Annotated in this window: 8 protein-coding genes and 1 pseudogene; 8 read left to right on the top strand and 1 reads right to left on the bottom strand. The window is 73.0% G+C overall.

Annotation, left to right across the window (positions count from 1 at the left end; genetic code table 11):
- Positions 1–206 precede the first annotated feature (206 nt).
- The 6 genes and pseudogenes from ACFXI4_RS30490 to ACFXI4_RS30465 form a co-directional block, all read left to right on the top strand.
- The gene (locus tag ACFXI4_RS30490) at positions 207–404 is read left to right on the top strand and encodes a DUF4236 domain-containing protein (protein WP_362566498.1); all 198 of its coding nucleotides are present in this window, start codon (positions 207–209) and stop codon (positions 402–404) included.
- Positions 405–662: 258 nt separating this feature from the next.
- Positions 663–2,192, top strand: a complete 1,530-nt coding sequence (locus ACFXI4_RS30485; RefSeq protein ID WP_362714873.1) for a UDP-N-acetylglucosamine 1-carboxyvinyltransferase — start codon at positions 663–665, stop codon at positions 2,190–2,192.
- 908 nt (positions 2,193–3,100) lie between these two features.
- Complete coding sequence (locus ACFXI4_RS30480; RefSeq protein ID WP_384996967.1) at positions 3,101–5,200, top strand: MMPL family transporter; 2,100 nt, start codon at positions 3,101–3,103, stop codon at positions 5,198–5,200.
- Between the two features lie 43 nt (positions 5,201–5,243).
- Complete coding sequence (locus ACFXI4_RS30475) at positions 5,244–6,515, top strand: sensor histidine kinase (protein WP_384996965.1); 1,272 nt, start codon at positions 5,244–5,246, stop codon at positions 6,513–6,515.
- Positions 6,512–7,201: a response regulator gene (locus ACFXI4_RS30470; protein ID WP_384996963.1), complete on the top strand. Its 690-nt coding sequence runs from the start codon at positions 6,512–6,514 to the stop codon at positions 7,199–7,201. Before ACFXI4_RS30475 ends, ACFXI4_RS30470 begins: the two co-directional genes overlap by 4 nt.
- A 344-nt stretch (positions 7,202–7,545) precedes the next feature.
- Positions 7,546–7,960: pseudogene (locus tag ACFXI4_RS30465) on the top strand (transposase); the annotation flags it as partial.
- 40 nt (positions 7,961–8,000) lie between these two features.
- Here ACFXI4_RS30465 and ACFXI4_RS30460 read toward each other — a convergent pair.
- Complete coding sequence (locus ACFXI4_RS30460; RefSeq protein WP_362713583.1) at positions 8,001–8,294, bottom strand: trypco2 family protein; 294 nt, start codon at positions 8,292–8,294, stop codon at positions 8,001–8,003.
- Positions 8,295–8,385: 91 nt separating this feature from the next.
- Between ACFXI4_RS30460 and ACFXI4_RS30455 the strand changes: the two genes are divergently transcribed.
- Both ACFXI4_RS30455 and ACFXI4_RS30450 read left to right on the top strand, forming a co-directional pair.
- Positions 8,386–9,705: a trypsin-like peptidase domain-containing protein gene (locus tag ACFXI4_RS30455; RefSeq protein ID WP_384996961.1), complete on the top strand. Its 1,320-nt coding sequence runs from the start codon at positions 8,386–8,388 to the stop codon at positions 9,703–9,705.
- Positions 9,705–12,077 carry a tetratricopeptide repeat protein gene (locus ACFXI4_RS30450; protein WP_384996959.1) on the top strand — a complete coding sequence of 791 codons (2,373 nt, stop codon included), beginning with the start codon at positions 9,705–9,707 and terminating at the stop codon, positions 12,075–12,077. The genes ACFXI4_RS30455 and ACFXI4_RS30450 overlap by 1 nt, the downstream gene beginning before the upstream one ends.
- The last annotated feature ends 65 nt before the right edge of the window (positions 12,078–12,142 follow it).

Below are 12,142 nucleotides of genomic sequence, written 5' to 3'. Positions count from 1 at the left end.
ATATCTCGATGTCGAGATAACTCTAGTACACGGGCGCCGGATGGTCATGCCCGGACCGCCCCGCCGCCCCCGCGGCGTGTCCGGAGCCGGCCCCCGAGGGACGGGCCGGCGGGCGCGGAACGGGCGTCCGCGAGTGAATCCGGGTTTCCGGCCCATCAGTTCACGGACCGGGGGTAGCCGGGGAGGGAGCGAAAGGAGTCACAATCATGCCGCTCACCTTCCGGAAGAGCTTCCGGATCCTGCCCGGAGTCCGCCTCAACATCAATCGGCACTCCTGGTCCATCACCACCGGGGGCAGGCACGGTCCCCGGCACACGCACAGCAGCACGGGACGCCGGACGACGTCGATGGACCTGCCCGGACCGTTCGGCTGGCGCCGCACCTCCAGGGAGCGCCGCCGGTGACGTCCGCGGGGTGGGCCGGAGACCGGGCGGTCCACCCCGCGGCGCCGTCCGCGGCCCCCCGCTTCGAGGCGCGGGTCCCCCACAAGGCGGAGGCTCGGCGTGTCGAAAATCTGTCAGATCGGTACATTCCGGGATATTTGCGAGAGGCCGGCACTCGCGGAGGCCGGGCCGGCGTACGGTGCGCCCACGCTGACGACGCATCACCCGAACGGACCCCCCAACCGGGCACCATCTCATATCTGAGATAACCTCAACCTCATGGCAGACGACTACCTCGTACGCATCGGCAAGCTCATCCGTGATGCCCGGCAACACCGCGGCTGGACACAGGCACAGCTCGCGGAGGCGCTCGGCACCAGTCAGAGCGCTGTCAACCGCATCGAGCGCGGCAACCAAAACATCAGCCTTGAGATGATCGCTCGAATCGGTGAAGCCCTGGACAGCGAGATCGTCTCCCTGGGCTACGCGGGCCCGATGCATCTGCGGGTGGTGGGCGGCCGCCGCCTGTCCGGCGCTATCGACGTGAAGACCAGCAAGAACGCCTGCGTGGCCCTGCTGTGCGCCTCGCTGCTGAACAAGGGGCGCACGGTGCTGCGCCGGGTCGCCCGGATCGAGGAGGTGTACCGCCTCCTGGAGGTGCTCAACTCCATCGGCGTGCGGACCCGCTGGATCAACGAGGGCGTCGACCTGGAGCTGGTGCCGCCGGCCGACCTCGACATGGCGGCGATCGACGCGGAGGCCGCCGTACGCACCCGCTCGATCATCATGTTCTTCGGCCCGCTGCTGCACCGCATGGACCACTTCAAGCTGCCGTACGCCGGCGGCTGCGACCTCGGTACGCGGACCATCGAGCCGCACATGATCGCGCTGCGCCGGTTCGGACTGGACATCGCGGCGACCGAGGGGCAGTACCACGCCCAGGTCGACCGCTCGATCCGCCCGGACCGCCCGATCGTGCTGACCGAACGCGGGGACACGGTCACCGAGAACGCGCTGCTGGCCGCCGCCCGGCACGACGGCGTCACCGTCATCCGCAACGCGTCCTCCAACTACATGGTCCAGGACCTCTGCTTCTTCCTTGAGGCGCTCGGCGTCCGGGTCGAGGGCATCGGCACCACCACCCTGACCGTGCACGGCGTCCCCCACATCGACGTGGACGTGGACTACTCCCCCTCCGAGGACCCGGTCGAGGCGATGAGCCTGCTGGCCGCGGCGGTGGTGACGGAGTCGGAGCTGACGGTCCGTCGCGTGCCCATCGAGTTCCTGGAGATCGAGCTCGCGGTCCTGGAGGAGATGGGGCTCGACCACGACCGCACGGCCGAGTACTTCGCGGACAACGGCCGTACCCGCCTGATCGACCTCACGGTCCGCCCCTCCAAGCTGGAGGCGCCGATCGACAAGATCCACCCGATGCCGTTCCCCGGCCTCAACATCGACAACGTCCCGTTCTTCGCGGCCATCGCGGCGGTCGCCCAGGGCAAGACCCTGATCCACGACTGGGTCTACGACAACCGCGCGATCTACCTCACCGACCTGAACCGCCTCGGCGGCCGCCTCCAGCTCCTGGACCCGCACCGGGTACTGGTGGAGGGCCCGACCCGCTGGCGCGCGGCCGAGATGATGTGCCCGCCGGCACTGCGCCCCGCGGTCGTCGTCCTGCTGGCGATGATGGCGGCCGAGGGCACGTCGGTGCTGCGCAACGTGTACGTCATCAACCGCGGTTACGAGGACCTCGCGGAACGCCTCAACACGGTCGGGGCACAGATCGAGATCTTCCGCGACATCTGACATGCGGATGCCGCCACACCCTGTCTGACCTGCCGCTCAGCAGGTCAGACAGGGGCGCGGCGGCATCTCTGGGATTCTCTGGGACTCTGGGCCCGCGGCGGGCTACGAGCCACGCCCACGGGCTCCACCGACCGGCCGCGGCTGCGGGAAGATCGCGTCGGTGGCGGCGCCGCCTCGTGCGCCGGCGCGAGGCAGGAAGTGGGAGTACTTCCGCAGCGTGAATCCAGGATCGGTGCCCCAGCCAGCGTGCCGGGGAGACGACCGACTCCGACTCACCGGCCTCCGGTTCCCCGGAGGCGTAGAGGCGGCGTGGGGCATGGAAGCCGTGCTCCCGGGAGGGCTCCCTGCACGGGCACGGTCCGTGCTGCCCTCGTCCAGCGGGACGATCACACCCGCAGTGGCGGGAGCGGGCTTCCACACGCAGGAGGTGAGGTAGCTCCGGTTGATGGCCTTCCGCTCGCGTCCTGTCACCGAGAGGCTGCAGGGCCGCCGGTGTTGGGCGTCCGTCGGTGTTTCGGCTGGAGTCGGGTCGTCCCAGCGCAGCGTGACCGGCGCCGGCGCGAACTGCGCCATGTGCTGCCGGATGACCCGGGCCACGCTGGACAGCAGCGGCATGTCCCGGACCTTGTGCCGCTTCGGGAGCGCGAAGCACAGCTTCGCCCGCACCGTCCTGGCCTGCCGCCGAACGTGAACGACTTCACCGAACGCCTGCTGGAGCCGCGGCCCGCAGGCCGTCGTGACGGGCCGACCGCGTCGCCGCCGTCGCCGGGCGTACTCCCCGGGGAGTACCAGGGCCTGTTCCGCACCCCTGGCAGTAACGTCGGGCTCGGTCCCGGGCCGGACGAAAAGGTGCTCCCGCGCCGGAAGTCTGGAATCGACCAGACCACCGGCCCGGAGGGAGGCCCACGATGGGGGCCCCGAGCACTGAGACCACATCAACCGCCGTGCCACCGCCGACGCGAGGGCGGGGGAGGGGCCGGGGCGCCCGCGCGATCCCCTGGGCGGTGCTCGCGCTGTGGATCGCCATAGTGGCGACGGCCGGCCCCCTGGCCGGCAGGCTCGCGGATGACCAGCAGAACCGGGCGGTGGACTACCTCCCGGCGAGCGCCGACTCCACGCGGGTGGCCCGGCTCCAGGACGCGCTGCCCGGCGGCGAGGCCACCGAACTCGTGGTCGTCTACCACCGCGACGGCGGGCTGACCGCCGCCGACCGCGACAAGGCCGCCGCCCAGATCGCCGGTGTCGCGCGGGCGCACCGGCTCACCGGCGGCGCGCCGCACGTCGTCCTGTCGCACGGGGACACGCTGACGTACTCCGTGGCGAGCACCGAGCCCGGCCAGGACGACGCGGCCAAGGACGCCTTCGTCACCGACGTCCGCCACCGCGCCGAGGGCGGTGGCGGGCTCACCGTTCACGTGGGCGGCCCCGGCGCGCTCAACAGCGACATGAAAGAGGTCTACTCCTCGCTCGACGGGCCGTTGCTGTGGACCACGGTGGCCGTCGTCGCCGTCCTGCTGATCCTCATCTACCGCAGCCCTCTGCTGTGGCTGCTGCCCCTGCTCGTCGCGGGCGTCGCCGACGCCGCCGCGATGGCCGGCGTCCACGTACTCCACCAGGCCTTCGGGATCACCGTCACCGGCCAGAGCCAGGGCGTGATGACCATCCTCGTCTTCGGCGCGGGCACTGACTACGCCCTGCTGCTTGTCTCCCGCTACCGCGAGGAACTCCGGCGCGTGCCCCGCCCGTACGACGCCATGCGCGCCGCGCTGCGCGGCTGCGGGCCAGCGGTCCTGGCCTCCTCCGGGACGGTGGCCGCGGGCCTGCTGTGCCTGCTCGCCGCGGACCTCAACAGCAGCCGGGGAATGGGCCCGATCGCCGCGGTCGGGGTGCTGTGCGCGCTGGCGGCGATGACGACTCTGCTGCCCGCGCTGCTGGTGCTGCTGGGACGCCGGGTGTTCTGGCCGCTGGTGCCTGGGTACGGCAGCGAAGTGCCACGTCCGCGCGGCCTGTTCGCGGCGATGGGCGGCTCGGTCGCACGCCGCCCACTGGCCGTGCTCGCAGGCGGCGCGATGCTGCTCGGGGCGTTGGCGCTCGGGACTCTGGCGCTGCCCGGCAGCCTGAAGAACGACGACGCCTTCACGAGCGTGCCGGAGTCGGTCGCCGCCATGCGCACCCTCGCCGAGGCCGACCCCGGCCGCTCCGCCCAGCCGATTACCGTCATGGCGCCCACCGGCCGGGCCGCTGAGGTACTGGCCGCGGTCCGCGGCACCGAGGGCGTCGCGTCCGCCGAACGCGGGCGCAGCGGCGGCGGCTGGACGGAGGTGTCGGTGACCGCCGAGGCGCCGCCCGAGTCGTCCGGCGAGACCGCGACCATCCACGCCCTGCGCGCGGAGCTGGACGGTTTCTACGGTGCCCATGTCGGAGGTCCGGGTGCCCAGCAGGACGACCTGGCCGGCACCAGTTCCCGCGACCGGTGGGTCGTCGTGCCGCTCGTCCTGGCGGCCGTGCTGCTGATCCTCGTCGTGCTGCTGCGCAGCCTTGTCGCGCCACTGCTGCTCGTGTTGGCCGTGATCGCGGTGTGGGGTGCCTCGCTGGGCATCGGCGGGCTGGTGTTCGGGCCGCTGTTCGGCTTCGAGGGCACGGACCCGGGGCTACCGTTGCTGTCGTTCGTCTTCCTCGTGGCGCTCGGCGTCGACTACGGCATCTTCCTCATGCACCGGATGCGCGAGGAGTCGCTGGCGGGGGCAGCGCCGGCCATCGCGGCCGTCACCGCACTGCGCACCACGGGCGGGGTGATCGCCTCGGCGGGGCTGGTGCTCGCTGCCACCTTCTCGGTACTGGTCAACATGCCACTGGTGTCGCTGGTCGAGATGGGTTTTGTCGTCGCCGTGGGTGTCCTTCTGGACACCTTCCTCGTGCGCACCTACCTGGTCACTTCCGCGAGTATTGCGCTGCGCGAGCGGGTCTGGTGGCCGGGCCGGCTGAGCCGGCCGCGCACAGGCCCGTGAACCGGCATCTCACGCTGCCGCCCCCGTAACGGAAGATGGAGCCGTGTCGAAGCCGTCGCCTCTCCCGCCCGCCGTCCACGCGCACAAGGACGCCGCCCTCGCCGTGGGCGTGCTGGTGCTTCAGAGCGCCATGGGCGCCCTCCTGCCGTCCGGGCAGGGGCACCGCCCGGACACGGCGGGCTGGGCGCTTCTGGTGGTCACCGCGCTGGTGCTGGCGGCCCGGCGGCGGTGGCCGATGGCCGTGATGCTCGTGACGGTCGCGGCCGTCGCCCCCTACCACGCCATGGACAACATCCACCTGGCCGTGGTCCCGGCCAGTATGGTGGCGGTCTACTCGCTGGCGGCCGCCGGGCCACCGCCGCGGACGTACCTCACCGTGGCGGCGGTCGTCGCGATCATGGTCGGGGTGATGTCGCTGACACCCGACAGGCACGCGGCGACCGACATGCTGCGCAGCGGCGGCTGGGTGGTGGCGGTGTCACTGACCGGCGAGGCGGTCCGCATCCACCGCAAGTACGTGGCCGCCATCGTCGGGCGCGCCGAACGCGCCGAACGCACCCGCGAGGAGGAGGCGGCCCGGCGCGTCGCCGAGGAGCGGCTGCGGATCGCCCGCGACCTGCACGACCTGCTGGCCCACAGCATCACCGTGATCGGCGTGCAGACCTCGGTCGCCGCCCACGTGCTGCTCGCCGACCCGGACCGACTGGACCGCACGGCCGTCGCCGGGGCCCTGGACAACATCGCGGGGACCTGCCGCGACGCCCGGGCGGAGCTGCGGGCCACCCTGCAGGTGCTGCGCGGCGACGACGAGCGCGGCCCGCTGCCGGGCTTGGCCGGGGTCGGCGACCTGGCCCGGTCGGCGGAGGCCGCCGGGGTGCGGGTGGAACTGGCGGTCGAGCCCGGTACGGACGGGGTGCCCAAGGCCATCGGCGCGGCGGCATACCGGATCGTGCAGGAGGCCCTGACCAACGCGGTACGGCATGCGGGCGGCACCCTGGTCCGGGTCGGCCTCGCCCTCGACGCCGAGGCGGCGGCCCTGCGCATCGACGTGACCGACGACGGTCCCTGTACCGGGGCACAGACGCAGGCCCCGCCGCAGCAGGACGGCAGGTGGCGGCCGTGGCGGGCCGTCGCGCCCGCCAGGCCGCGGACGGAGGAGCCCGCCCCGGCCGGATACGGCCTCATCGGGATGCGCGAGCGGGCCCGAAGCGTCGGCGGCACCCTGACCGTCGGGCCCTGCCCGGAGGGCGGCTTCGCCGTCGCGGCCGTCCTCCCGCTCGCCGGGGGCGGCGCGTTCGCGGGGGCCCCGGCGTGATCCGCGTCCTGCTCGCGGACGACCAGACCCTGGTCCGCGAGGCCTTCGCGATGCTGGTCGAATCCGCCCCCGACATGCAGGTCGTCGAGCAGGCGGCCACCGGGCGGGAAGCCGTGGCGGCGGCCCGCGTCCGCCGCCCCGACGTGGTGATCATGGACATCCGTATGCCTGACCTCGACGGCATCGAGGCCACCCGGCTCATCGCCGCCGACGACGATCTGGCCGGGGTCCGGGTGCTGGTGCTCACCACGTACGACAGCGACGACCACGTGGTGCCCGCGCTGCGGGCCGGCGCCAGCGGCTTCCTCGTCAAGGACACCCGCCCTGCCGACCTCCTCGACGCCATACGCACGGTCGCCGCGGGCGAGGCGCTTCTGTCGCCGGGGCCGACCGCGCGGCTCATCGCCCGGGTGCTGCGCCTCCCGGAGGGCCCGCCGCCGGGCGGTCCGGCCCCGGAACGCCTCGCCGCGCTGTCCGCACGGGAGCGGCAGGTGCTCACCCTCGTAGCGCGGGGCCTGAACAACACGGAGGTCGCCGGGGCGCTGGACCTGAGCCCGCTCACCGCCAAGACGCACGTCAGCCGCATCATGGGCAAGCTAGGAGCCCGCGACCGCGCCCAGCTGGTGATCGCGGGGTACGAGTCGGGCCTTGTCGCGCCCGGCGGGACGGCGGGGCTCAGCGGCTGACAGCCAGGACCAGTGTCGCGGCGGCGGGCGAAACAGTCCGGCGCGGTTCATCGTGGGTGACTTCATCGGCGCCGACGACCACGCCCTCGAACTCGTCGAACCCTCCCCGCACTGGTGCTCCCAGGGGCGCGCCACCGATTCCTTCGTCTGTCCGCCAAAACTCCGCGCGTTCCTGGTGAGCTGGTCTGCTGGTCAGCGGCCGAGAGCCTTGGCCAGGCCGGCGAGAACGGCGCTGACGGCTGCGGCGGCAGGCCGCGTGCACAAGGCAATCCCCCCTTGAAGTGGGGCGAGTCGCCCAGTGACCAAGGCCGTGTCCAACGTGGTGAGGCGGACATTGAGCCTTCATGGGGCGGGGTACGCGGAGTTGGATTGCTCCGGACGGTTTGCGGGAGATCGTGGAACCGCCGATCCCGCCGTCAACGGTGCGGCCGCAGGGCAGCGAAACGCAGGACACGCCTGATGAGACGCTGTTCGCGGCCATCGTCTGCATCCTGGTCGGTGGCTGCGCCCGGCGCCAACTGCCGCCCTGCTTCGGAATATCGAAGTCGACCGCGCACCGCCGGTTCCTGATCTGGTCGAGTGCCGGTGTCTGGGGTCGCCTGTACGAGGCCGTGCTGCACGGCTCGACGACGCCGGTCTCGTCGACGTCACCCGCGTCGTCCTGGACACCGCCCATCTCAGGGCTGAAAAAGGGGCGAACACACAGGTCCGAGCCCCGTGGACCGGGGCAGGCCGGGTTCCGGGATGCACGTCCTGTCCCCGGACGTGGTTCCCTGACGGGCGCTCCGGGGCACCGCCGTTACCGGCTCACCTCGTGGTGGCGGCCGTCGGGGCGCGGCAGCGGCTTGAGGTCGACCTGGACGCGGTGCGTGGAGTCATGACTGACCGAGCCGCCCAGCCGGGCCTCGACGACCCCCAGGCGCAGCCCCGCACCGCCCTCGCCGGCCCGGTGGAACTGCACCGAGAACTCCAGACTCACCTGCTCGACGCTGAACCGCCAGTCGCTCTCGGCGCCCTCCGCCTGAGCCCTGGCCAGCTCCGCACGCACCGTGCCGATGGCCTCCGCGAGACCGATCGGTTCCCGATCCCCCATGACAACACACCGCCGGTTTCCGTTGTTTGACCGATCCAACCTGGTCATGAGTCTAGGGACGGGCGATGCCCCGCGCGTAGGGTGAGGCAGCATGGGGGAACTGCGTGCGGACTGGAGACTCAGGCTGCGGCGCGAGGACGCGCACGGCCCCGTCTGCGGGGCCGGTGTACTCGTCGACCAGCACACGGCGTTGACCTGCGCACACGTGGTGCGGCGTCCGGATGCCGTGATGTGGCTGGAGTTCGCGGAGAACAGCGCCCTGGAACCGGTGGCCGCCCGGGTCATGGCGGGCGGCTGGCTCCCGGAGGGCGAACATGGCGAGGACGTCGCCGTGTTACGGCTCGACAGTCCGCGCCCGCGGGCACGCCCCGCGCCGCTGGAACCCGCGCTCCGGGCGGGTACGGAGGTGTACGCGACCGGGTACGCGGAGGGCTTCGACGACGGCATGAGCCTGTGGGGCCGGATCGGCGGCGCCAGCGGCGAGCGGGTGCAGTTCGACGCCGTCACCAAGGCGGAGGTGGTGCGCGCCGGGTTCAGCGGTGCCGCCGTGTGCACACGGCCCCGGGAGGGCTGTCCGGTGCGGGTGGTCGGCCTCGTCGTCAGCTGGCGCGGGGATCTGGGCGAGCTGTTGCCCGAGAGCAACCGGCTCGCCTTCTCCTATCTGGTCCCGGTCGACCGCATCGCCGGACTCTCGCCCGTCGTGAAGGAGTTGACCAGCCCGGACGCCTGGGACCACGCCTTCGGGGAGCGGCTGGAGCGCTGGTGGGACGATCCGGACGAGGACCCGGTGAAGATCACCGTGGTGCCCCCGGGCAGCGGCAAGGACCGTTCGCTGCGCCATCTGCTGCACCGTGCCGACGTCGTCCATCGCGGCGGTGACAGCAGACCGCACCTCGCCGACCACGCGCTGGGCCGGATCTCCTTCCCGGTCGGCGAGTACCTCGCGTACTGGGACTGGCTGCTCGGCACCGCCCGGCGCCCGGCGGGCGCGACCCCCGCGCCCGCCCGGCCCGCGACGGTCGTGGTCGACGGCCTCGACGAGGATCCGCAGCCCGGCCCGCTGCTCGAACTGCTCGCACGGCTACGGGCGCTGGGATTCCGGCTGCTGCTCGTCTTCCGGCACGAGGGCGGCACCGGCTGGAACGCCGCCCGCGACGACCTGCTGCGGCCCGCACTCCTCAGGCACGCGGACGCCCTCCTCGGCCGGCTGGAACTCGCCGAGTTCGGCAACGCGATCCGCCGCGACGTCGTCGACAGCGCCTCCCTGGACTCCGTCACCGAGACGGCCGACCTGCGCCGGGCCGAGCTCCGCCGGACCAGCGCGTTACCGGACCCGCAGCGCCAACTGCCCGCGCTGCGCGCGCTGCTCAGAACCCTGCGCGCCGACCTGGACCGTCAGGGAGGCAGGTGATGCGCGAGCGCCGCACGGACCAGGGCGAGGGGGAACGGCGGGTGACCGGCTGCCCGCACCGGAACTTCGACGGATCCCCCTGCCAGGGCTCCGTCCTGCCCACCGGCTGGTGCGACCGGTGCGGCCGCGCGGTACAGGGCCCCTTCCTGCCCGCCCTGCCCGAGGACCCGCGGGACCTCGGCCCCCGCGACCTCCTCAGGCTCCCCGACCGCGCGCCGCGCGCCGTCGAGGCCCGCCTGGTCCGTGCCGCGACGCCGCTGCGCGTGCGCATGGGCTGCTCGGCCGCCGACTGCGGGATCACCTTCGCCCCGCCCTACACCGAGGGCCCGGTGCCCCTCACCGGGTACTGCCCGGCCTGCGGCGAGCGGTACTCGTACGAACCCGAGCTCACCGAAGGCGAGTTGCTGCGCGACCAGTACCGGATCATGGGGCCCATCGATCACGGCGGCCAGGGCTGGGTCTACCTCGCCGAGGACACCCATCTCGGGGACGTCGTCGCCGTCAAGGGACTGCTCAACCGTTACGAGCACGACGGCGCCCGGCTCGCCGACGTCGAGCGCCGCCACCTGGTCGCCATGCGTCACCCCCGGATCGTCCAGATCCGCGACTTCGTCGCCCGCGGCGACGGCACCGGGGAGATCACCGGCGGCTACATCGTCATGGACGACGTCGGGGACGGCACCCTGGAGAAGGTCGTCGAGGAGACCCGGCGGGGCGAGTCGGTGCTCGACATCGAGCACGTGGCGGCGTACGGCTGCCAGATCCTCGAAGCGCTGGTGCATCTGCACGCGGGCGGTGAACGGGTCTTCGTGTACGGGGACATGAAGCCCTCGAACGTCGTGCACCACGGGGCCGGCGTCAAGGTCATCGACCTCGGCGGAATGCGCGAGGAGGGCCAGAGCCGGCCGCCCGCCCACGTCACCACCGACTACATGGCCCCCGAGACCGCGTTCACGGGCCTGCCCACCGTCGCCCACGACCTGCACACCGTCGGCGTCACCCTGCGCGAACTCGCCCACTGGGCCGTCGACGAGGTGCCCGGTCTGGGCACCGGCTCGTTCTGGCAGGTCGTCGAGCGCGCCGTGCGGACCGACCCCGGCCGGCGCTTCGCCGACGCCCGGGAGATGGCCGGCCAGCTGCGGGGCGCGCTGCGGGAGATCCGGGCGCTGCGCGGCAAGAGCGACCCGCCCGAGCCGTCCGACTACTTCCGTCCGTCCCCGCAGCTGCTCGGCGCCCGGCTCGGCACGGTGCCGGGCATCGGGCACTGGCTGCAGCGGCCCCGCCGCGACCGGTACGCGCCGCCGGTGGCCCCCGCACTGGACCTCGGGACCCCCACGCCCACCGAGATCGCCGGGTGTCTGCCGGTGCCGCGGCGCTATCCGGGCGACCCGCAGACCGCGCGGTTCGAGGTCAGCAGCGGCTACGACCCCGGGCTGCTCCTCGACCAGGAGGACGAGAAACCGGCTTCGGTGGAGATCTGTCTGCACAACGTGCGTGTCCTGCTGAGCCGCAACACCCGGGACGACCTGGAGCTGGCCCAGGCGGAGCTGGACACCGCCGACTCCATTCCCGGACCGTCCGCGGTGCGCAGGTGGCGGCTGGAGTGGCACCGCGCGCTGCTGGCGCTGCGGCACGCCGGTCTCCACGACACGCCCCACCAGGTCACCGACGCCCAGACCCACTTCCTGCAGGTCCACCTCGAACTGCCCGGCGAGTACGCCCCCAAGCTGGCCCTCGCCTACTGCGGGGAGCGGCTCGGCGACCGCGGCAACGGGCCCACCGCCAGGGAGCTGTACGAAGCGGTGTTCGCCCGCAACCCCGCGCACGGCGGTGCCGCGCTGGGGCTGGCCAGGCTGGCGCTGCGCGCGGGCGACCGGCGAGCGGCCCTCGACGTCCTTGCCCGGGTGGGACCCGGCACCCTGGACCACACCGTCGCCCGGATCGCCTCCCTGCGGATCCGCGCGGCCCGGCTGCCCGGGGCCGCCGGTCCGTCACCGAAGCACTTCGCTCCGCTGCCCGCGCCCGCCGAGGTCGACGCGGCGCTGGCCGAACTGCCCGGTCTGGTGGGCCGGGGACCGGGCGCGGGCGAACCGAGCCTGTCCGAGGACGAGGCGCTGCGGCTGCGGACCGAGCTGCACGAATGGAAGCTGGACGCGCTGCACCACCAGAGCGACCGGACCGGCGCCCCGGGCACGGGGGCCGGCCGGCTCGACGCCCGCCGGCTCAGACGTCTCGCCCCGCCCGAGCGCGAGCAGCGCAGGCGGCTGGAGTCCCTCTACCGGCAACTGGCCGCCCGGCACCGGGAGTCGGCCGCCGCCCACGAACACCTCGTGGACCTCGTGCACGCGGTACGACCGCAGACCCGGATCTGATCCGCACGCACGGCACGACCGGACCACCCGGCGCGACGCGGTCGCAGGGCACCGCACGGGTGACG

Origin of the sequence: Streptomyces sp. NPDC059224 (assembly GCF_042754285.1) — a bacterium.
Classification (GTDB): domain Bacteria; phylum Actinomycetota; class Actinomycetes; order Streptomycetales; family Streptomycetaceae; genus Streptomyces.
The sequence above is the reverse complement of the archived record's forward strand: the minus strand, read 5'-3'. Positions and strand labels throughout refer to the sequence as shown.